This window comes from Oscillospiraceae bacterium CM (assembly GCA_022870705.1).
GTDB lineage: Bacteria > Bacillota > Clostridia > Oscillospirales > Oscillospiraceae > Sporobacter.
The window spans coordinates 193,756-213,970 of sequence record CP072107.1 but is presented as its reverse complement, the minus strand read 5'-3'; the positions used below and the strand labels follow the sequence as shown (position 1 = coordinate 213,970).

Annotated in this window: 21 protein-coding genes; 15 read left to right on the top strand and 6 right to left on the bottom strand. The window is 53.0% G+C overall.

Features of this window, described 5'->3' with window-relative positions; genetic code table 11:
• Window positions 1-6: 6 nt before the first annotated feature.
• The 8 genes from IZU99_01105 to IZU99_01070 all read left to right on the top strand — a co-directional run bounded on the left by IZU99_01105 (window position 7) and on the right by IZU99_01070 (window position 7,856).
• On the top strand, window positions 7-588 hold the full coding sequence (locus IZU99_01105; GenBank protein ID UOO37895.1) for a DUF2703 domain-containing protein: 582 nt from the start codon (window positions 7-9) through the stop codon (window positions 586-588).
• 18 nt (window positions 589-606) lie between these two features.
• Entirely contained in the window at window positions 607-960 is a 354-nt protein-coding gene (locus IZU99_01100; GenBank protein ID UOO37894.1) for a thioredoxin family protein, read from the top strand.
• 21 nt (window positions 961-981) lie between these two features.
• Window positions 982-2,076, top strand: coding sequence for an ACR3 family arsenite efflux transporter (arsB, locus tag IZU99_01095; protein UOO37893.1), 1,095 nt, complete (start codon window positions 982-984; stop codon window positions 2,074-2,076).
• A gap of 5 nt (window positions 2,077-2,081) precedes the next feature.
• Window positions 2,082-2,489, top strand: coding sequence for an arsenate reductase ArsC (locus IZU99_01090; GenBank protein ID UOO38706.1), 408 nt, complete (start codon window positions 2,082-2,084; stop codon window positions 2,487-2,489).
• 105 nt (window positions 2,490-2,594) lie between these two features.
• A complete protein-coding gene (locus IZU99_01085; GenBank protein UOO37892.1) occupies window positions 2,595-4,937 on the top strand; it encodes a xanthine dehydrogenase family protein molybdopterin-binding subunit in 2,343 nt (780 codons plus the stop codon).
• Window positions 4,924-5,772, top strand: coding sequence for an FAD binding domain-containing protein (locus IZU99_01080; protein ID UOO37891.1), 849 nt, complete (start codon window positions 4,924-4,926; stop codon window positions 5,770-5,772). The genes IZU99_01085 and IZU99_01080 overlap by 14 nt, the downstream gene beginning before the upstream one ends.
• A complete protein-coding gene (locus IZU99_01075) occupies window positions 5,753-6,226 on the top strand; it encodes a (2Fe-2S)-binding protein (GenBank protein UOO37890.1) in 474 nt (157 codons plus the stop codon). The genes IZU99_01080 and IZU99_01075 overlap by 20 nt, the downstream gene beginning before the upstream one ends.
• Before the next feature lie 349 nt (window positions 6,227-6,575).
• Entirely contained in the window at window positions 6,576-7,856 is a 1,281-nt protein-coding gene (locus tag IZU99_01070) for an HD domain-containing protein (protein UOO37889.1), read from the top strand.
• A gap of 147 nt (window positions 7,857-8,003) precedes the next feature.
• Here the strand turns inward: IZU99_01070 and IZU99_01065 are convergent, their stop codons facing one another.
• On the bottom strand, window positions 8,004-9,401 hold the full coding sequence (locus IZU99_01065) for a PLP-dependent aminotransferase family protein (GenBank protein UOO37888.1): 1,398 nt from the start codon (window positions 9,399-9,401) through the stop codon (window positions 8,004-8,006).
• Between the two features lie 111 nt (window positions 9,402-9,512).
• Between IZU99_01065 and pdxS the strand changes: the two genes are divergently transcribed.
• Window positions 9,513-10,388, top strand: coding sequence for a pyridoxal 5'-phosphate synthase lyase subunit PdxS (pdxS, locus tag IZU99_01060; GenBank protein UOO38705.1), 876 nt, complete (start codon window positions 9,513-9,515; stop codon window positions 10,386-10,388).
• On the top strand, window positions 10,385-10,963 hold the full coding sequence (gene pdxT / locus IZU99_01055; protein ID UOO37887.1) for a pyridoxal 5'-phosphate synthase glutaminase subunit PdxT: 579 nt from the start codon (window positions 10,385-10,387) through the stop codon (window positions 10,961-10,963). The genes pdxS and pdxT overlap by 4 nt, the downstream gene beginning before the upstream one ends.
• Window positions 10,964-11,065: 102 nt before the next feature.
• Here the strand turns inward: pdxT and IZU99_01050 are convergent, their stop codons facing one another.
• Genes IZU99_01050 through IZU99_01030 form a run of 5 tightly spaced genes read right to left on the bottom strand, consistent with a single transcriptional unit; the run spans window position 11,066 to window position 15,326 of the window.
• Window positions 11,066-12,130, bottom strand: coding sequence for an ATP-binding cassette domain-containing protein (locus tag IZU99_01050; GenBank protein ID UOO37886.1), 1,065 nt, complete (start codon window positions 12,128-12,130; stop codon window positions 11,066-11,068).
• Window positions 12,120-12,818: a molybdate ABC transporter permease subunit gene (gene modB, locus IZU99_01045; GenBank protein ID UOO37885.1), complete on the bottom strand. Its 699-nt coding sequence runs from the start codon at window positions 12,816-12,818 to the stop codon at window positions 12,120-12,122. The genes IZU99_01050 and modB overlap by 11 nt, the downstream gene beginning before the upstream one ends.
• 21 nt (window positions 12,819-12,839) lie before the next feature.
• Window positions 12,840-13,652: a molybdate ABC transporter substrate-binding protein gene (gene modA, locus IZU99_01040; protein UOO37884.1), complete on the bottom strand. Its 813-nt coding sequence runs from the start codon at window positions 13,650-13,652 to the stop codon at window positions 12,840-12,842.
• Window positions 13,649-14,713, bottom strand: coding sequence for a hypothetical protein (locus IZU99_01035; GenBank protein ID UOO37883.1), 1,065 nt, complete (start codon window positions 14,711-14,713; stop codon window positions 13,649-13,651). The genes modA and IZU99_01035 overlap by 4 nt, the downstream gene beginning before the upstream one ends.
• A complete protein-coding gene (locus tag IZU99_01030; protein ID UOO37882.1) occupies window positions 14,703-15,326 on the bottom strand; it encodes a hypothetical protein in 624 nt (207 codons plus the stop codon). The genes IZU99_01035 and IZU99_01030 overlap by 11 nt, the downstream gene beginning before the upstream one ends.
• A 306-nt stretch (window positions 15,327-15,632) precedes the next feature.
• Here IZU99_01030 and nifH point away from each other — a divergent pair, with 306 nt between their 5' ends.
• Genes nifH through IZU99_01005 form a run of 5 tightly spaced genes read left to right on the top strand, consistent with a single transcriptional unit; the run spans window position 15,633 to window position 20,200 of the window.
• A complete protein-coding gene (nifH, locus tag IZU99_01025; GenBank protein ID UOO37881.1) occupies window positions 15,633-16,454 on the top strand; it encodes a nitrogenase iron protein in 822 nt (273 codons plus the stop codon).
• Window positions 16,455-16,496: 42 nt separating this feature from the next.
• A complete protein-coding gene (locus IZU99_01020) occupies window positions 16,497-16,820 on the top strand; it encodes a P-II family nitrogen regulator (protein ID UOO37880.1) in 324 nt (107 codons plus the stop codon).
• Between the two features lie 14 nt (window positions 16,821-16,834).
• Window positions 16,835-17,221 carry a P-II family nitrogen regulator gene (locus tag IZU99_01015; GenBank protein ID UOO37879.1) on the top strand — a complete coding sequence of 129 codons (387 nt, stop codon included), beginning with the start codon at window positions 16,835-16,837 and terminating at the stop codon, window positions 17,219-17,221.
• Between the two features lie 19 nt (window positions 17,222-17,240).
• A complete protein-coding gene (locus IZU99_01010) occupies window positions 17,241-18,836 on the top strand; it encodes a nitrogenase component I subunit alpha (GenBank protein ID UOO37878.1) in 1,596 nt (531 codons plus the stop codon).
• Entirely contained in the window at window positions 18,836-20,200 is a 1,365-nt protein-coding gene (locus IZU99_01005) for a nitrogenase molybdenum-iron protein subunit beta (protein ID UOO37877.1), read from the top strand. The genes IZU99_01010 and IZU99_01005 overlap by 1 nt, the downstream gene beginning before the upstream one ends.
• The last annotated feature ends 15 nt before the right edge of the window (window positions 20,201-20,215 follow it).

Sequence of the window (20,215 nt, the reverse complement as noted above, 5' to 3'; positions counted from 1 at the left end):
TGAAATATGTCACGCATTCATCTTGGCCAGAAAAAAACTGCCCGAGGCTGCTCGTGCAGCAGTGATGTCGTCACCAAAATCGTTCTGCCTGATAAAAAGCTGGTCGTAGACTTTTTGTTCCTTGATCTTCAGACATGTGACAGATGCCTTGGGGCCGACGACGTGCTTAATGAGGCAATACAGGATGTCGAGCATGTCTTGTCTCTGGCAGGATATGAAATTGTACTCCGTAGAATTGAAATCACAGATGAACGGATGGCCGAAAAATATAAATTTCTGGCGTCTCCGACCATTCGTTTGAACGGCACGGACATCTGCCTGGCGGTCAAGGAAAATGCCTGCCGCTCCTGCGGGGACATCAGCGGACAATCGACAGACTGCAGAGTTTTTGTTTTTGACGGGAAAGAATATGAAGTCCCGCCTAAAGCAATGCTTATCGACGCACTTCTCCGCGCAGTCTACGGGCCGGAAAGGCATGCGCACCGACCAAATCAATATGTACTGCCGGATAACCTAAAACGATTTTTTGAAGGAAAAAGGAATAAAGCGGAAGGATTGTGCTGCGGCATCACAAAGTGCAGCTGCTAAAACTGAAAGGAGTTTATAATGTCCATTATCAAATTTATCAGAAAAAAAGAAACATCGTGCTGCGGCAGTGGAGACGCAGATGGAAAGTGCTGTGAGAAGCCTGCCGAAAAAACTGTTAACAGTAACGCGCGCTTCGTCGTTTTGGGCGCTTGCTGCCAAAAGAGCACAGATACCTTCAATAATGTCAAACAGGCGGTCAAAGAGCTCGGATTTACCGATGATGTCGTGAACGTTGGGGACGCGCTTGAAATCGCTAAATACGGCGTGATGCAAACCCCGGGTCTTGTGGTGGACGGCAAAGTCGTTTCGTACGGCAAGCTTCTCAAAGTCGACGATGTTAAGAAAATCTTCGCAAAGCTCGGCGTGAAATAATCTTTGTGAAAGGCAACGTCTATGAATCATCAAAAAAGGCAATCACGGCTGTCGTTTCTCGACAGATTCCTAACGTTATGGATTTTTATCGCTATGGGTATCGGCGTCCTCGGCGGATTCTTATTCCCCAGTCTGGCAAAGAGCCTTGAGGGGCTGAGCACCGGGACGATCTCGTGGCCGATTGCCATCGGCCTCATCGTGATGATGTACCCGCCCCTGGCGAAAATCAAGTATGAGGAGATCGGCAAGGTCGCCCGGAATAAAAAGGTCCTCGGGCTGTCTCTCATCCAGAACTGGATCATCGGGCCCGTTCTGATGTTTGCTCTTGCCGTCCTTCTGCTGCGCGATATGCCGACCTTTGCCGTCGGCCTTATTATCATCGGCCTGGCCCGGTGCATCGCCATGGTCATCGTCTGGAACACGCTGGCCAAGGGCGACAATGAGACGTGCGCGGCTCTGGTGGCGCTTAATTCCATATTCCAGATCCTGTTTTATTCAATTTATATCTATGTTTTCGTGACAGTTCTGCCGACATGGCTCGGCCTCGATTGGGGCGCGCATGTTATAAACATCTCCATCTGGGATGTCGCGAAAAGCGTACTCATATACCTCGGCATACCATTTGCCGCCGGCTTCTTAACGCGTTTTATCCTGCTCAAAGCCAAAAGCCGGGAATGGTACGAAAAAAACTTTCTCCCGAAAATTTCTCCTCTCGCGCTTTTCGCGCTTTTGTACACGATCATCGTTATGTTCATCCTGAAGGGGCATGTCATCGTCTCCCTGCCGCTCGTCGTTGTCCGGCTCGCCATCCCCCTGCTCCTTTACTTCGCCGTCATGTTCCTTGTGAGCTTTTACATGTCTTACAGGCAGAAAATCCCGTATGAGCAAACGGTGACGCTCTCCTTTACCGCGGCCAGCAATAACTTTGAACTTGCCATCGCCGTCGCTGTGGCCGTGTTCGGCATCGGCTCGGATCAGGCGTTTGCCGCCGTCGTCGGGCCGCTGATTGAGGTGCCCGTCATGATCGCGCTTGTCAACCTCGCCTTGTTTTTCAGAAAGAAATTTTTTAAGCCGGACGGCAACGTTCAGAATAATAATGCGGAGGGCACCACATGAACAATATGTCAAAGGTTGCTTTCATCTGCGTGCATAATTCCTGCCGGAGTCAGATCGCCGAGGCGCTGGGGAAAAAGCACTGTGCCGATGTCTTTGAAAGCTTTTCCGCCGGAACCGAAGCAAAACCGGAAATCAATAAAGACGCCGTCCGCTTGATAAAGCAGCTGCACGGTATCGACATGGAACGCACGCAGCGTCCCAAGCTGCTCGAAGCGCTTCCGCCCGTCGATATTGTCGTCACGATGGGCTGCGGCGTCGGGTGCCCCTATCTCCCCTGCTATTACCGGGAGGATTGGGGGCTTGAGGATCCTACCGGAAAATCCGATGAAGCGTTTCAAGCGGTCATCTGCCAGATTGAACAAAAAGTGTTGCAGCTCAAAGACAAAATCAAGTCCGGTGAAATAGCCCGATAAAATAACGCATCCGGCACCAATGCCGTTCTCTTTCTCGCTGAAGTTTGGTATATAATACCTTTCTGCTGCCAAATATAAATACATCGCTATTGAAGGGTATTTAAAATGGAGCAGAAAATCGGCGCAGGCGTCGTCCGGAAAGACGCTTGGCTCAAAGTAACCGGGCGCGCAAAATTTAATGATGACGATTATTCACCCGCCTGCCTAGAGGCGCGCCTTTTGACGAGTGTCTGCGCTCACGCGAAGATAACGTCGATCGATGCGACGAAAGCCCTGGCCTTGCCGGGCGTCCGCGCTGTTGTAACGGGCGCTGACTGCGGGGTTCTGACCGGCCCTGTTTTGCGGGACATGCCCGTTTTGGCGACCGGCGTCACGCGCTATTTCGGAGAGCCGGTCGCCATTGTGATTGCCGACGAGGAAAGGCAGGCCGCGCATGCAACAAAGCTTATAGAGGTCTCCTACGAGATGCTTCCGGTGACCAATTCCATTGACGACGCAATGAACCCCGCTTTGGCACCGATTCACCCGGAGCTTGGCGCTTATCAGCACATGACACCGTCCGTTTATCCGCAAGCGGGCACAAATATTGCCAATCACACAAAAATCAGAAAAGGCGATATGGGAGACGGCTGGCGGAAGAGTGAAATCATCATTGATGGTGAATACAACATCCCGCAGGCTAATCACGCCTATATTGAAACACGAAACGCAAGAGCCGAAATTTTCCCGAACGGGCAGATTATCATCCATTCATCGACGCAGGCGCCCCACGCCACCCGCGCGCTGCTCGCCACATACTTCGGCTTAAAGGAGACAGATATCGTCATTCATGTCCCCTTCGTCGGTGGCGGTTATGGCGGCAAAGTCTGTCCGCACCCGGAAATGCTGGCGTATCTCGCGTCAAAGACTGTGGGCGGTCGGGCAGTCCGTTTGGCTCTGACACGGGAGGAGAACTTTTATTCAAGTGCCTGCAAAATCGGCGCGACATCAAGAATTCGCCTCGGTGCCGATAAAACGGGCCGAATCTGGGCGCTTCAGGCCGATTACTTCGTCGATGCCGGCGCCTACGCGGACACATCGCCCGTTATGGCACGCGCCATGGCAGTCAGCTGCTGCGGCGCTTATCATGTGCCGAATATTCAATGTGATTGCCTCTGCCTTTACACCAATCACGTCTATACAACCTCGTTTCGCGGCTTTGGGCACGGTGTCTCCACCTTTGCCATCGAGCGGACGCTTGAAAAGCTGGCCGAAGTCCTGCAAATGGACCCTGTCGACCTCCGCCTGAAAAACGCACCCGAAAAGGGGGCCTATACAGCCACACAGGATGATATAACGCTCAGCAACACAGGAAATCTCACGGCCTGCATCACCCGGCTTAAAGAACTGATGGACTGGGAGCGCGGCACACGTCTTGTGGTCAGTGACACCATCATTCGTGCCAAGGCTATGGCATGCTTTTCAAAGACCTCCAGCTCGCCGACCGACGCGTCTTCCTCAGCAATTGTTACCTTCTGCTCGGACGGCAGCGTTAATCTGAATTGCGGCGTTGTCGAATGCGGGCCGGGCATGACGACGTCGCTCCCCCAAATTCTGGCGCAGCGGCTTAAAATGAACGTTGGCAGTATCACGATGAATATGCAGGTCAATACGCACGACCAGCCGGAGCATTGGAAAACAGTTGCGAGCATGTCGCTTTACATGGCGGGCAACGCGATCATCGCCGCGGCGGATGACGCCGTCAGCCAAATCAAATCAAACGCCGCCATTGCGCTTCGCTGCGCACCGGAAGACCTCGATTTCGATCAGGAAACCGTTTTCCTCGCGGAAGATCCCGCCCGCTTTGTCAAGCTCAAAGATGTTGTGTTTGGCGTCAAATATCCCGGAGGGAACGCCGCGGGCGGGCCCGTCGTCGGCAGGGGCAGCTTTATCATGAAGCATTTGTCTCTTCTTGACCCGGAAACAGGCAAAGGCCGATCAGGGCCATACTGGACAGTGGGTGCTCAGGCCGTCGAGGTGGAATACGATGTGTCCGAGCACACTTACAGGCTCGTCAAGGCTGCAACAGTGCTTGACGCCGGAAAGGTCATATCCCCATTATGCGCGGCCGGTCAGGTACTCGGCGGCATGAATACGGGTCTTGGCATCGCCACGCGGGAAAAAAATCATTATAAACCAAACGGCGAGATTCTCGACACAAGCTTTCGAACCTACAAACTGATGCACTATGCCGAAACGCCTGAATTCGTCGTCAGCTTTATCGAGACACCGAATTTGAGCGGCCCGTTCGGCGCGCGCGGTCTCGGCGAACATGGCGTTCTGGGAATGGCCCCAGCGCTCGCGGGCGCCCTGTGCAAGGCCACGGGCAAACAGTTTGATACTCTGCCGGTCACGTTTGAGTCGGTCTGGAAAGCGGTAACGGGCGGAGAAGCATATGCTGGCATTTGATTTTGATTATTATCGGCCTGATACCGTTTTGGAAGCGACAGCACTCTACGCAGCGCTGTCAGGTACCGGAAAAAAGCCATACTATTACGGCGGCGGGACGGAGATCATCAGTATGTCCCGCGTTTATAATTTAAAGCCGGATGCCGTCATCGATATCAAGAACATCCCCGAATGCCGCGCTCTCGGACCTGACGGCAAAAAGCTTTATTTCGGTTCGGCCGTCACGCTCAGCGCCCTTGCCGAATCCGGTCTGTTTCCCCTCTTAAGCCTCGCGGGCGGGCGCATCGCCGACCATACGATCCAGTGCAAGCTGACGCTTGGCGGCAACCTGGCCGGCACGGTTTACTACCACGAAACGCTGCCGCCTTTATTGGTCTGCGACGCTTTGATTACCATTGCCAGTCCTAGAGGCGATATCAGGCGAGAGCCGATAAGCACTGCACTGGCCACGGGCAAAGGCCTCAAGCCCGGGGAATTGATCATAAATGTCAGCATTGAAAAAGATTATGTCAGCCTTCCCTATGCGCATATTAAAAAAGTGGAGATCGAAAAAATCGGATATCCGCTGATTTCTGTCTCCTCCGTCTGCAAGGCGGGGGTTGCGCGTTTTGCCGTCTGCGGCCTGTGCGCCTATCCAGTCCGTTTGGAGGACATCCCGCTTGACGGGCAGGACATGGCCTTGCTTGAGCAGTCGCTCCAACGCCTCTCCAAGCCGGTGCTGGACGATATGTCCGGTTCTTCACAATACCGCACTTTCATTCTTAAAAAAACAATCGAGAAAATAATGCTGTATTATCGTCAAGGGAGAAGCGGATATGCTGCATTTTCACGGTGAAAACGTGATCGATCTGCGCGTCAACGGACGAGACGTTTCCGTCAAGGTCCGCCCTGCCGATATTCTGCTGACGGTCTTGCGCCGTCAGCTGGGGCTAACCGGTACGAAAATCGGCTGTGAAAACGGCGACTGCGGCGCGTGTACGATTCTCCTTGACGGCTGGCCTGTCAAGTCCTGCCTGATGCTCGCTCTCGAGGCCGTCGGCCACGAGATTACGACAATCGAGGGCCTAGAGAATACACCCATACAAAATGCCTTTGTCGAAAAAGAGGCGTTTCAGTGTGGGTACTGCACGCCCGGTTTTATCATGGTCTGTCACGCGCTGCTGCAACACCATCCCAATCCGGGTGACGGCACCATTGAATCCTGGCTGCAGTCGAATCTATGTCGCTGTACGAGCTATCAGGAAATCAAGGATGCCGTTTTATCCGCCGTTAATGGCAATGCTCCCTAAAAACACAAAAAGAGGAACCTGAAGGAAAGGTTCCTCTTTTTGTCTAGGTAGGAGATTGGAGTAAGCAATGAAATAAGGATTGCGGAGGGGAAGACGCTTCATGTCAGAAAGTGATTTTTTGATAGGGGCTCAATCTATCAAAAATCTACACTTATCATATTGGATGCATATGATAATGGCACTTGCTTCTTGTTACAACTTTCGCGCTTTTTATGTTTGAATTCGTTGCTTTTCGTTGCTTCATGTAGAATTTTGTCGATTTATTAAGCCTGTTCATGAAAGACTTACTATTTGAGATACAAAAAATTTCGATATAATAATCGATTATTCTTTGTTATTACGGTGGTATATGAACAGTATTAAAGTCAACCTGAAGGACTTGCTCAGTTGTTTATCTCAAGCTCAGGATCTTGTCAGTTCAGATTTGTCCGCTCATCATCATCAGGTGGCCTATCTTGCATATCATATTGCAAGGTATCTAAAGCTATCCCCTGATGATCAAAACAATATTATATTAGCTGGTCTTCTTCATGATATCGGCGCATTAGCCCAAAATGAAAACCTTGAAAACATCGATGATGAATCGCCTTCCGCTTTATCCCATGGGTATATGGGCAGCCGCCTGCTCACGGGTTTTAAGCCGCTTGAAAAGGCGGCTGAAATCATCACTTTTCATCATCACCCATGGAAATATAACGGTATCGTCAATGCGCATATTCCGCTGGGAAGTCACATCATTCATATTGCGGATAGAACCTGTGTTTTACTCGACAAGAAGAAAGATGTCCTACCGCAGATTCCGGATATCATCAAAAGCATTTCCTCGAGAGGAACCGCATTTATGCCTCAGCTCGTTGATTGCCTTTGCGCTTTAGGTGAAATAGAGTACATATGGCTTGATCTGGCATATGAATTGCCTTTAGACCGGCTGGCGAAGGTTCCTTCAGTGGAATTAGCCATACTGGACCTCGATCAGATCTTGGATTACTCCATCATTTTTTCTCGTATCATAGATTATCGAAGCTGCTTCACGGCCAAACATTCTGCCGGTGTTGCAAAAGCAGCCGAAAAACTGGCGCAACTTTTTGGTTACTCGGAGAATGAATGTAAAATGATTCGGATCGCCGGTCACATGCATGATCTTGGGAAGCTAGCCGTCAGCAGCGCAATCCTTGAAAAACCCGGTCTGTTGACAGCTGATGAGTTTAGCATCGTCAAATGCCATCCGTATTACACATACCGCTTGCTTGAAGTCGTCAGCGGTTTCGAGACCATCAGCAAATGGGCAGCTTATCACCATGAAAAGCCAAACGGCCAGGGATATCCGTTTCACCTTGATAACAATAATCTCCCATTGGGTGCGAGAATAATTGCCGTATCAGATGTTTTTACCGCAATATCAGAAGATCGCCCTTATCGGAAAAGCATGCAGGAGACGCAGATCAAAAATATCTTGATCAGTAAGGCAAAGGAGCATGCTCTTTGCCCGAACGTCGTCAGTGTGCTTTTGAATCATTTCACGCTGATAAATAATGTCCGCAAAGAGGCACAGGATCAAGCGGAAAACGATTATAAAAGCTTCAAGGCCGATACACTCAAAACACAATCTCTTTGTCTTCAAATACTTTAAAAAATAATTGATTAACGTCCAGACATCAGGAGGACCCTATGACCGCAAAGCATAGGGTCCTCCTTCTATCATCCGGGCAAGCCTTGTCGTGGCTGATGACGGCGGGTTGACTTTGACAGGCGATTCACCTCAGAAAACCGCCAAAATTTATCGCTCCCATGCGCTTTTGAGCCGGGAAACGGCGTCATAAATATCGTCATATTTGATCGCCGCAAAACCAAGCAGCAGGGCGCTGTCCATGTCGGGCCTTTGCTCGAAATAATATTGGGACAGGCCGTATACTCGAACCTTTTGCGTTTTGGCAGCCTCAATAAGCGCCTGTTCGCTCAGCCCGTTATCGAGTTTCAAAACAAAATGCAGCCCGGCGCTCGCCCCTTCAATGACCGCGTTCGGCAAAAGTAACTGGATTGATGATACAAGCCGTTCCCTTTTTTGTTTGTAGAGTGTTCTCATTTTGTTGAGATGCCGCTCAAAATGCCCTTCCTGAATAAAGCGATAAAGTGTTTTTTGCTCAATGGTCGGGACGGGGCACATATAAAAATTCAGCTTTTCATGGTAGCTTTGCAACAGACGCTCCGGTAAAACCATATAGCTCACGCGCAATGCCGGCGTCAGAGATTTTGAAAACGCGCCGAGGTAGATAACCTTGCCGCTCCCATCCAGCCCCTGAAGGGACGAGATGGGTCTGCCGTCGTATCGAAACTCGCTGTCGTAGTCATCTTCAACGATGTAGCGCCCCTCTTTGCCGCGCGCCCAGTTCAACAGCTGGATGCGGCGGCTGACCGGCATAATACGCCCCGTCGGAAACTGGTGTGACGGCGTGACGCACGCGATATCCGCCCCGCTTTTGAGCAGGACGTCCGGCCGCATGCCGTTTTCATCGAGGTCGACCGTTTTGTACGATGCGCGGCTGCTTTTGAAAATGAGATTGAGCTTCTCATAACCCGGGTTTTCAATGGCGTAAACAACATTTTCGTCAAACAGCTGGATGAGAAGCTGCAGCAGCAGCTCCGTCCCAGCGCTGACGACGATCTGTTCCGGCGTGCAGACAACGCCGCGGGACTGATATAGATAAGAAGCGATGGCGGCGCGCAAATCCGGATGGCCTTGGCGGTGTCCCGTTTTGAGCAGCTCCTCATCCCATTCGTTGATGACGTCTCTTGTGATTTTCCGCCACGATGCAAAGGGAAAATGTATTGGGTCAACGCCGTGATGGGAAAAATCATACTGGCAGGCTTCCTGCTCTTTTATCGGGCGCGATGGTTGAGCCTGGCCTTTCTCAAGCTGTGCCATATTGTCAAGCGCGTTAACATAATACCCGCTTTTCGGTCTGGCGGTGATATACCCCTCCGCCAAAAGCTGGCTGTAAGCCGTTAAAACCGTGTTACGGCTGCATGCTAGATGCGCTGCCAGTTGCCGCTTGGACGGCAGACGTGTGTTAAACACGTAAGCACCGCTGATGATCTCTTGTTTGATATGCGCATAAAGCTGCTCATAAAGAGGCACCCTTCCCTCTTTTTGCAGCGATACTGTTAATTCAATCATAGATGCCCCCATCTGGTACCATTGTATTTTGTTTATCTGATACTTTAAATAAGTCCAGTACGTCTCTATAATAAACCGTACAGTAGCAGAAAACAAGACTTAATGGAGACGATGAAGATGGATAGATATCAATTGAACAAAAACCTGGCTCAGATGCTCAAGGGCGGCGTCATCATGGATGTGACGACGCCGGAACAGGCGCGCATTGCCGAGGACGCGGGCGCCTGCGCCGTCATGGCGCTGGAGCGCATCCCCGCCGATATCCGGGCGGCGGGCGGCGTTTCAAGAATGAGCGACCCGAAAATGATCAAAGGGATTCAAGAAGCCGTTTCTATCCCCGTCATGGCAAAGGTGCGCATCGGCCACTTTGCTGAGGCCCAAATTCTGCAGGCTCTTGAGATCGATTATATTGACGAGAGCGAAGTCCTCTCCCCGGCGGATGATGTTTTTCATATCGACAAAACGCGGTTTGACGTCCCGTTTGTCTGCGGCGCCAAAGATTTGGGTGAAGCCCTGCGGCGCATCGCCGAGGGGGCATCCATGATCCGCACAAAGGGGGAGCCCGGCACGGGGGATATTGTCCAGGCCGTCCGCCATATGCGCCTCATCACGCAGCAGATTCGAAAAATCCAAAGCCTCAGGACGGACGAATTGTTTCATGAGGCCAAGCAATTACAGGTGCCGTATGACCTTGTCCGATTTGTTCATGAAAATGGCAAGCTCCCTGTCGTCAACTTTGCGGCTGGCGGCGTGGCGACACCGGCGGACGCGGCGCTCATGATGCAGCTGGGGGCAGAGGGTGTTTTCGTCGGCTCCGGCATCTTCAAGTCGGGCGACCCTGCCAGACGGGCGCAGGCGATTGTCAAGGCTGTGACGAATTTTAACGACCCGGTGATGTTGGCGGCGCTCTCAGAGGACCTCGGCGCGGCAATGGTCGGCATCAATGAGCAGGAGATTGAACTGTTAATGGCGGAGCGCGGGCAATGAAAATCGGCGTTTTGGCCTTGCAGGGCGGCTTTATAGAGCATGTCAATGCGTTGAAGCGTTTGGGGGCTGCGCCCTTTGAAATCAGGAATAAGCACGATCTCGACAGCCAAGATATGCGCGGGCTGATCCTTCCCGGCGGGGAGAGCACCGTCATCGGCAAGCTCCTTTTTGAGACCGGTCTTTTTGAGCCCTTAAAAAACCGGATTGACGGTGGCCTGCCGGTTTTCGGGACGTGCGCGGGCATGATCCTCCTGGCAAAAGAAATCGTCAGCGACCCCGCGGTTTACTTTGGCGCTATAAATCTCGCGGTTAAAAGAAATGCCTTCGGGCGGCAGCTCGGGAGCTTTCAGACGACAAGCGCCTTTTCCGGCATCGGCGAGATTCCAATGACGTTTGTCCGCGCGCCGTTTATTGAAAAATCCTGGGGGGCGGCGCGCATCCTCGCATCAGCCAGCGGGCATCCTGTGGCCGCGGAGCAAGGGAACATCCTGGTAACGGCCTTTCACCCGGAGCTGACGGACGATCTGCGCGTCCACGATTACTTCCTGAAAAAAGCGAAACAGTCTGCCGTTTAATCCACGGTCTGTCCCCCTCCTCTCAAATGATGTCAACAGGCCGCCGCTCTGCCGAGCGGCGGCCTGTTGACGCTGCAGAGGATAGTGAGGTACCGGCAGTTTCTATCGCCGTAGCAAAAGCAAATTCTCCGGTGGAAGGCGCATATAGCGCGGCAGCGTACTAGGCGCTTTCGCGTCCTCTCTGGGGACATCGAAGCGCAAGGCCTCGGCGCTGACATCTCCTTTCTTTCGAAGAAGCAGGATATCGCTAAACGTATCCTGCAGGCTTCCGGCGAGGTCATACGCAAACGTGTTTGCAAGCGTCTCATCCGCCGTCAAATGGATATGGTGCGCCCGGATACCGACAAATTGGGGCGTGCCGCAAGCCTTTATTTTGTTTATGTCAACCGATAGCGTTAATCCCCAGTCCTCGGCGAAAATACGGTTTTCAGACAGGATGCGCACCGGCGAAACATTTTTGCACCCGGTGAGCTGACAGGCAGCGAGTGTACCCGGGTCATTGAAAAGATGCCATTTTTCGCCTTCCGTTTGCACATTCCCATCAGAAATGACAAGGAGCCGATCGCACAAGCGGTAGACCTCGTCTCGATTGTGGGAAACGAAGAGCGCCGTGCCGCCGAACGTCTCAAGTGTTTGGCCGATTTCCCGCTCGAGCTGCCAGCGCAGGCTGCTGTCCAGCGCCGAAAACGGCTCGTCAAGCAATAAAAGCCGCGGCTCTGACAGTAAAAGGCGCACAAGCGCCGCACGCTGCTGCTGCCCGCCCGAGAGCGCATCTGGATATCGGTTTTCATAGCCGTCAAGACCGACGCGGCGCAGCGCCCGGCACGCCATTTCCCGTTTCTCACGCCTTTTTTTGCGCATCTGCTGGGCGCAGACAAGGTTTTGCCCCACCGTCATATTCGGGAACAGCGCGGCGTTTTGAAAAAGATAACCTGTCTTCCGCTTCTGCGGCGGTATGTTGTGCTTCTTTTCCGAATCAAAAAGCGGGAAACCGTCAAGGATGATGACACCCTCGTCTGGTGTTTCAATACCCGCGATGCATTTGAGCGTCATGCTTTTACCGCTGCCGGAAGCGCCAAGAATCCCAAGCGTCTCCTTATCCGCGTGAAAGCGGATATCGAGCTTGAAATCCGGCAGCGTTTTCCGGATATCTATTTCAAGGGCCAAGATAAGCCCCCCTTTTCGTCGGTCTTATGCCTTTTTTCGAGCTTTGTGACACAAGATTCATGACCAGCATCGCCAAAAGCGAAATGGCAAGGTCAATCAGAACCCATCTGTATGCCAGCGCGTCATTCCCCGCGGCCATGGCCGAATAGACAGCGACGGCAATCGTTGTCGTCTTGCCTGGGATGTTCCCGGCAAGCATAATTGTTGCACCGAATTCGCCAAGGCCTCTGGCAAAGGCCAGAACCGTCCCGGCAAGGACGCCGTAGCGGCAGTTCGGAAGAACAATCCGCCAGAAAATAAAGGTGTTGCCAAGGCCGAGCGTCTTGGCGGACTGGATAAGCGTTGTATCAAACTGTTCAAACGCGCCGCGCATCGTACGGTACATCAGCGGAAAGGCGACGACCGTTGACGCAATCACAGGTGCGTACCAGGAGAAGACGACACGCGCGCCGAAAAGCGCCTGAATGATGCTGCCGCCGGGGCCGTGCACGCCGAAAAAGACGAGCAGAAAAAATCCGGCAACGGTCGGCGGCAGCACCATGGGCAGCGTTAGGAGTCCGTCGGTAATACCTTTAAGGACTCTTCCGAGCCGGATGACATACCAGGCCGCCAAAATTCCCGTGACGACAGTAATGCCTGTCGCGAGTATTGCCGTCCGGAGCGAAATCCAAAGCGGGGAAAAATCCATTTCATCACCTTCGTTTTTCTGTTATGCAGCCGGATTAAAACCGTACTTTTCAAAAACCTTCATCGCGTCTGATGATTGCAGATACTTGAGGAACGCGGCGGCGGCCTCCTGATTGGCACTCGCCTTAATGATCGTCGCGGGATAGACAACCGGCTTGTGTGAACCCGCCGGTGCTTCAGCAACGATTTTGACATTCGCGTCCATCGCGGCATCCGTTTTGTAGACGACGCCGCAGTCAACATTGCCGGATTCAACCCAGGACAGAACCTGCTTGACATCGGTGCCGAGATTGGCCTTGGCGAGGATGGCGTCCCAGATACCAAGCGCCGTAAAAGTCTCCTGCGCGTACTGACCGGCGGGAACGCTCTCCGGATTACCGACAGCAATTGTTTTGACGGCATCCGTCGCGCAATTGTTAAAGCTCGAAATAGACGATGCCGATGACGCCGGTATAATCAAAACGATTTCATTGCTCAAAAGATTCACAAGCGAGTCGGCCGTTAAAAGGTCTTCCTTGTTCAGCGCATCCGTCTGCTTGGAGGACGCCGAAATGAAGACATCGCACGGTGCCCCCTGTTCAATCTGCGTCTGCAGCGTGCCGCTGGCGCCGGTGTTGATTGTCAGCGTCACGCCGGGATTGGCCACTTCATAAAGTGCCTTGATTTCATTAAGCGGGGCCGTCAGGCTTGCGGCGGCTGAAATGCTCAGCGTCACGGTCGCCGACGGCGACGATGCTGCCGTCGGCGTTCCCTCCTGGGCCGGTTTGCTCCCGCAGCCGGCTATCACAAAGACGGTCAGCAAAACGAGAATCAATGATACAAGTTTCTTTTTCATGGTGATCTTCCTTTCGTAATATTAAAACGAAAAATATCTTCGCTTTCTACTCTGTGAAGCAGCCTGCCTCTCGTCCCCTTATCCCCCCCCCGGTGCGCGCAGCGGCTGCATGCGTCGCAGCCTGTTGCGGGGCAGCCTGATATGCCGGCCGCCGCCATTTCGAACCGGCAGTCCGTCAAATTAAAGCGCCCGCCCTCGCCTTCCGGCGGTTTTATGGAAACCCATTGTCCATCCGCGTCGAACGAGAGCCGAAGCGGTAGGACGGTCAGCGTTTCCTCCTCTAAGAGGTCTCGAATGGCGGACGGTTTGAAGACATGCGTATTGCCGTCGCTGTCAGCTATCGTGATCGAATCCTGAGTCGCGGCGGCCCAAAGGTTTCCCGCCTCGTCAAAGATGAGAGAGCCGCTGTCTGCATTAATACCGTTGGCGCTGTCGTCAAAAACGTGCAGGCGGCCGATGCGTGTGTCAATGGCTGTCGGCTCGGCCGGTTCAACAGACCGAAGCTGCCCGCTTTCATATAGAGAAAAGCCGTATCGGACAGGGATAACAGCCCCCGTCGGCAGCGATACCGCAACCGTTTCACCCGGAAACAGCGTTATACTGCGGATATCGCCGCTTTTATAAAAGCTGAGGCTCACAAGCGCTGCCGTAAATGCCGTAAAGCCCAACTCAAAGTGAAGCGGGATGTTGACGGTGCGTTCGTCGCTTTCGCTCCAAAAGCCGCTGAGCTTTCCGTCCACCGGGAAGACGCGGGCCACTTCTCCCGTCTCATAAAATGTAACGCGTTCGGCTGGCATCTCACCGATGGGCGTTAAAACCGCCTGCTGCGTCTCCAGCATAACGGATTTGATCATACCGCTCCGGTGAAACGTCACGGCGGGCCCCTGCCGCCGTCTTGGCGACTCCGCGCCATATGCCGGAATGAGTTCACCGACATGGGTCACGATCACATTCCGCGCATCCAGCGTTAAAGAGAGCACCCTGCCGTCATCCGCGACCTTTTTTAATGTCACGCCCGCAAAAACGCCCCACGGCGTCATCAGCGTTTTTTCATCTGCCATCAAGCACACCGCCCTTCTTTTTTCGTATGACAGCGTCGATCAGCCCGCTTGAGGTGCTGTCGCACACAATGTCGTAGAGCGCGTTATCAATCCATGGCGGAACGTGCCGACAACGTAGGCGCAGTGCCGAAAACGGCGTGTCACTGAAAAAGCCGCGCAGCGCCGATTTCGAGGAGAGTGCGGGATTGTCCCGCTGCGCCGCGTCCAGGTCATATTCATAAATACCATTTACCGTGTCGACGCAAACGGGTATTGTCGGCGTTTTTATCGTGCCTTCTCTCCGGCTTTCTTCAACGTCCGACAAGACAGCGTTCAGAACCTCGTCCGTCACCGCCTCGATATCAAATATATGACAGCCGTTTTTGTTGAATTCGTTGTAGGCGACGCCGCCAAGGCTCCGTCCGGCAATCATTCGGCAGCCGCCAAGCCAGTCAACAATCTCTTTAACTTGCCGCCGAATATTTTGGGGTCTGTTCAGCCGTTCGCGATCTAGCGGATACGCCGCCACAGGGCACCAGCTATCAGAGAGGGCGTAAACAACGATTTTGTCTGATGATAAAAATGAATCTAATTGTCCATTTTCCTGCATATAGACCGCAATTTTGTTATTCATCGCATTCGCCTCCCAGCGTATTTTTTGGCTTAATTGCTTAATAAAGCTGTTTGTATCGGTTTTTTTGAGTCTATTCCGGCATCAATTATATGTCAATAGCGATTTATATATTTTATGTTTTGCAACTATCGATTTGTTATCTTGCATAAAAAACAAAAATAAAAGGTCCGATTTTTAAAGATCTGATGTATTGTTCTTTTATGCCCGCTCCTCTATACTCAAAGCATAACGAAACAAAAGCACTGAACAAAGGGGTTCTCCGGCGACAGCCGGAAGACCCCTTGAGTATTTTTTGGAGGTAATTTTATGAGACAGGTTGCTATTTATGGAAAAGGCGGCATCGGCAAATCAACAACAACGCAGAACCTCAACGCCGGTCTCGGTGAGATGGGCAAAAAAATCATGATCGTCGGCTGTGATCCGAAGGCGGATTCCACGCGCCTCTTGCTTGGCGGCCTGGCTCAGCAAACGGTGCTCGACACGCTCCGCGAGGAGGGCGACGATATTGAGCTCGATCTCGTGCTTAAACCCGGCTTCTCAGGCATCAAGTGCGTTGAATCCGGCGGGCCGGAGCCGGGCGTCGGCTGTGCCGGGCGCGGCATTATTACATCGATCGGACTTCTGGAGCGGCTCGGCGCTTATGAAACGGATCTTGATTATGTCTTTTACGACGTTCTCGGCGACGTTGTCTGCGGCGGTTTTGCTATGCCGATTCGCGAGGGCAAAGCGCAGGAGATTTATATCGTCTGCTCGGGCGAAATGATGGCCATGTACGCGGCTAACAATATTTCAAAAGGCATTATGAAATTTGCCAACACCGGCGGCGTCCGGCTCGGCGGCCTTATCTGCAATTCGAGAAAGGTTGACGGCGAGGCCGAGCTTGTCGAGGCGTTTGCCAAGGAGCTCGGTACACAGATGATTCACTTCGTCCCGCGTGACAACATGGTTCAGCGCGCCGAAATCAACAAAATGACCGTCATTGAGTATGACCCAACATGCAATCAGGCCGACGAATACCGCGAACTGGCAAAAAAGATTGACGGCAATGACATGTTCGTCATCCCCAAGCCGCTCAAGCAAGAGCGCCTGGAGCAAATTCTGATGGAACACGGCATTCTCGACATCTAAACACGCGTCGCACGTAAAAAAATGATTGAAGGAGAGAACACCATGCTATTAGTAAGAGCCATCATCCGCCCTGAGAAAACAGGCGACGTCATGTCCGAACTTGTGGCGGCCGGTTTCCCGGCCGTGACGAAAATGGACGTTTATGGGCGCGGCAAACAAAAGGGCATCACCGTCGGCGAAATCCATTATGACGAAATTCCAAAGGAAATGCTTCTCATCGTCTGCCGGGACGAAGATAAAGACGATATCATTCGGGTTATCATGCGCACCGCCCGAACAGGCAGCGGCACCTTCGGTGACGGCAGGATTTTTGTTTCCCCTGTTGAAGACGCTTATACGATCAGCACCGGAAAACAAGGTCTGTAGAAAGGAGCCATCTGATGAAAGAGGTTCTGGCAATTATACGGATGAACATGGTCAACGCCACCAAAAAGGCGCTTGAAAGCGCCGGTTATCCCGCGTTTTCTTGCCGAAAATGCCTCGGCCGCGGTAAAAAAAGCGTGGATGACACGGCCGTGATCGACTCAATTCTGGCAATCGGCGACATGCCCAGCACGGCGCTCGGTGAAAATCTTTCCGAATACAGACGGCTCATTGCCAAGCGGTTTTTTATGCTGATGGTGGAGGACGATCAGGTCGATGACGTCGTGAAAATCATCATCGACACAAATCAGACCGGCAATCCCGGCGATGGCAAAATCTTCGTGCTGCCGGTCGTCGAGGCCTACACCGTGCGGACGGGCCAGACGACAAAGGACGCATATTAAAAAGGGCAGGTGAATCCAAATGAACGAACGGGCAAGAATGCTTGATCAATACGCCTCGCGTGTTTACAAAAACCGCAAGGATCACGTCCTTCAGCTGGAGGACACGCCGGGCGTGCCGGAAATTACAGCCAACACGCGCACCGTCCCGGGCATTATCACGAACCGCGGCTGCTGTTACGCCGGGTGCAAGGGCGTCGTCGTCGGGCCGCTGAAGGACTGCTGCGTCATTACGCACGGCCCTATCGGCTGCGGCTTTTATAGCTGGGGCACGCGCCGCAACAAGGCGGCCGCCTCGGAAGGCGGGCAAAATTATATCCCCTATTGTTTTTCAACGGATATGCAAGAGTCGGATATCGTGTTCGGCGGCGAAAAAAAGCTGAAAGCAGCCATCAAGGAAGCCGTTGACATTTTCCATCCAAAATACATCATGATTTGCTCCACCTGCCCTGTCGGCCTCATCGGCGACGATGTCCATGCCGTTGCCAGGCAGGCCGAAGAAGAGTACGGCATTACATGCGTCGGCTTCTCCTGCGAGGGCTACAAGGGTGTTTCACAGTCGGCCGGGCACCACATTGCCAACAACGGCTTAATGAAGCATATCATTGGCACGGGTGACAAACGGCCGGCCGGGAAGTATTCGCTCAACATTCTTGGCGAGTACAACATCGGCGGCGACGGCTGGGAGGAGGAGCGCATTCTCAAGAGGATCGGCTATGACATCATCTCGGTCTTCACAGGAGACGGCTCGGTCGAGGCCATTCAAAACGCGCATACAGCAGACCTCAACCTCGTCATGTGCCATCGGTCCATCAACTATGTGGCCGAAATGATGAAGTCCAAATACGGCACAGACTGGCTCAAGGTAAACTTCATTGGCGTCGGCGCGACAATCAAGTCGCTCCGCGATATCGCGAAATACTTTGGGGATCCCGATCTCATGGCGCGGACGGAGGAAGTGATCGCCGATGAGCTCGCTGCCATTGGAGAAGATGTGGAGTACTACAAAAACAGGCTCAAGGGCAAACGGGCCGGGATTTTTTCCGGCGGCTCGCGCTCGCACCATTTTCAGGCCCTTCTCAAAGACCTCGGTGTGGAGACGATTATTGCCGGTTATGAGTTTGCTCACCGGGACGATTATGAGGGGCGTGACGTCATCCCGCAGATTAAGGAAGACGCCGACAGCAAAAATATTGAAAACCTCACCATTGATGCCGACCCCGAGCTCTATAAAACACGCTATTCCGACGAGGTCATGCACGCGCTGCGTGAACAGCTCCCCGTTGACAGTTATCCCGGCATGATCCCCGATATGAAAAGCGGCCATATCGTCGTGGACGACTACAATCACGTTGAGACGGAAATGCTCTTAAAGCTGTATAAGCCAGACATTTTCTTCTCCGGTATCAAGGATAAGTACATCATTCAGAAAAGCGGCGTACCGTCGCGCCAGATTCACTCTTACGATTACGCCGGCCCGTACGCCGGATTCAAGGGCGCCGTCAATTTCGCCCGGGACATCACGATGTCGATCACCGTCAACGCCTGGGGTCTCATCGTCCCGCCCTGGAAATCGGAACCGATGCTCGAAGGCGCACTGACAGGAGGTGGCGAATAATGCTGGACCTAACACCAAAAACAATTTACGAGCGCACAGCGCTGCGCATCAACCCCTGCAAAACGTGCCAGCCCGTCGGCGCTTTATATGCGGCGCTCGGCGTGCACCGCTGCATGCCGCACAGCCATGGCAGCCAAGGCTGCGCCTCTTACCACCGCACGTTTTTAAGCCGCCACTTCAAGGAACCGGCCATCGCCTCAACGAGCTCGTTTACGGAGGGGGCCTCCGTGTTCGGCGGTGGCAGCAACGTGAAGACAGCCGTTAAAAACGTGTTTGATATCTATGATCCCGACATTATTGCCATTCATACGACATGCCTGTCTGAGACAATTGGCGACGACGTCAACTCTTACATATCGGATATGGATATACCGGACGGCAAGCTTGTCGTCCAAGCGAGCACCCCAAGCTATGTCGGCTCGCATATCAATGGCTTTTTCAATATGATGTGCGGCTTTATCAACTATCTGACAGAAAAAACGGGATCGCCGAATGGTAAAACAGCCGTCTTCCCGGGCTTTATAAACCCCGGTGACATGCGGGAGCTCAAGCGGCTTTTAAGCCTGATGGAAACCCCCTTTACCATGTTCCCCGATACAAGCGCCGTGATGGACGCGCCGATGACCGGTAAATATGAGATGTACCCTGCCGGCGGAACGACGCTTGCGGAAATCAAAGCTCTCGGCGACTGCAGCCATATCGTCGCCCTCGGCCGTATCACAAGCGTTGAACCGGCCGAGCTGATGAAAAAGAAATTCAAGGTCCCATATACGCTTTTGCCGCTACCCATCGGCGTTGCGGCGACGGACAGCTTTATCACAACGCTCTCAAAGCTGTCGATGCGCGATGTCCCCGCCGAAATCGAAGAGCAGCGCGGCCAGCTGATCGACATTCTGCTCGACAGCCATCCGTACACGCATGAAAAAACAGCCGCCATCTACGGCGATCCGGATACCGTTCTCGGCCTTGCCGAGTTCTGCCTTGAAATGGGCATGATTCCGAAATACATGATCACCGGCACGCCGAAGGAAGAATTTACAAAGCAGGCCCAGGCGCTGTTTGCCAAATACGGCGTTGAAGGCTGCACGGCAAAAGCCAACGCCGACCTGTTTGAGCTCCACCAGTGGATTAAAAACGAGCCGGTCGATGTGCTCATCGGCACAAGCTACGGCAAGGCCATAGCCAAGGCGGAGGATATCCCCCTTGTCCGCGCCGGGTTCCCCATCCTTGACCGCTATGTCCATTCTTATTTACCGCTCGTGGGCTACGTGGGAGCCATGCGCCTTGCCGAGCTCATCACAAACGCCTTGATGGACCGGCAGGACAGAGACTGCGCGGACGAGGATCTCGAAACAGTTATGTAACCTTAAAAAGGCGGT

Bases quoted from the DNA above. Each gene is read 5' to 3' on its own strand.
- IZU99_01105 (UOO37895.1), top strand. From the start codon at position 7: ATGTCACGCATTCATCTTGGCCAGAAAAAAACTGCCCGAGGCTGCTCG.
- IZU99_01100 (UOO37894.1), top strand. From the start codon at position 607: ATGTCCATTATCAAATTTATCAGAAAAAAAGAAACATCGTGCTGCGGC.
- arsB (UOO37893.1), top strand. From the start codon at position 982: ATGAATCATCAAAAAAGGCAATCACGGCTGTCGTTTCTCGACAGATTC.
- IZU99_01090 (UOO38706.1), top strand. From the start codon at position 2,082: ATGTCAAAGGTTGCTTTCATCTGCGTGCATAATTCCTGCCGGAGTCAG.
- IZU99_01085 (UOO37892.1), top strand. From the start codon at position 2,595: ATGGAGCAGAAAATCGGCGCAGGCGTCGTCCGGAAAGACGCTTGGCTC.
- IZU99_01080 (UOO37891.1), top strand. From the start codon at position 4,924: ATGCTGGCATTTGATTTTGATTATTATCGGCCTGATACCGTTTTGGAA.
- IZU99_01075 (UOO37890.1), top strand. From the start codon at position 5,753: ATGCTGCATTTTCACGGTGAAAACGTGATCGATCTGCGCGTCAACGGA.
- IZU99_01070 (UOO37889.1), top strand. From the start codon at position 6,576: ATGAACAGTATTAAAGTCAACCTGAAGGACTTGCTCAGTTGTTTATCT.
- IZU99_01065 (UOO37888.1), bottom strand. From the start codon at position 9,401: ATGATTGAATTAACAGTATCGCTGCAAAAAGAGGGAAGGGTGCCTCTT.
- pdxS (UOO38705.1), top strand. From the start codon at position 9,513: ATGAAGATGGATAGATATCAATTGAACAAAAACCTGGCTCAGATGCTC.
- pdxT (UOO37887.1), top strand. From the start codon at position 10,385: ATGAAAATCGGCGTTTTGGCCTTGCAGGGCGGCTTTATAGAGCATGTC.
- modB (UOO37885.1), bottom strand. From the start codon at position 12,818: ATGGATTTTTCCCCGCTTTGGATTTCGCTCCGGACGGCAATACTCGCG.
- modA (UOO37884.1), bottom strand. From the start codon at position 13,652: ATGAAAAAGAAACTTGTATCATTGATTCTCGTTTTGCTGACCGTCTTT.
- IZU99_01035 (UOO37883.1), bottom strand. From the start codon at position 14,713: ATGGCAGATGAAAAAACGCTGATGACGCCGTGGGGCGTTTTTGCGGGC.
- IZU99_01030 (UOO37882.1), bottom strand. From the start codon at position 15,326: ATGAATAACAAAATTGCGGTCTATATGCAGGAAAATGGACAATTAGAT.
- nifH (UOO37881.1), top strand. From the start codon at position 15,633: ATGAGACAGGTTGCTATTTATGGAAAAGGCGGCATCGGCAAATCAACA.
- IZU99_01020 (UOO37880.1), top strand. From the start codon at position 16,497: ATGCTATTAGTAAGAGCCATCATCCGCCCTGAGAAAACAGGCGACGTC.
- IZU99_01015 (UOO37879.1), top strand. From the start codon at position 16,835: ATGAAAGAGGTTCTGGCAATTATACGGATGAACATGGTCAACGCCACC.
- IZU99_01010 (UOO37878.1), top strand. From the start codon at position 17,241: ATGAACGAACGGGCAAGAATGCTTGATCAATACGCCTCGCGTGTTTAC.
- IZU99_01005 (UOO37877.1), top strand. From the start codon at position 18,836: ATGCTGGACCTAACACCAAAAACAATTTACGAGCGCACAGCGCTGCGC.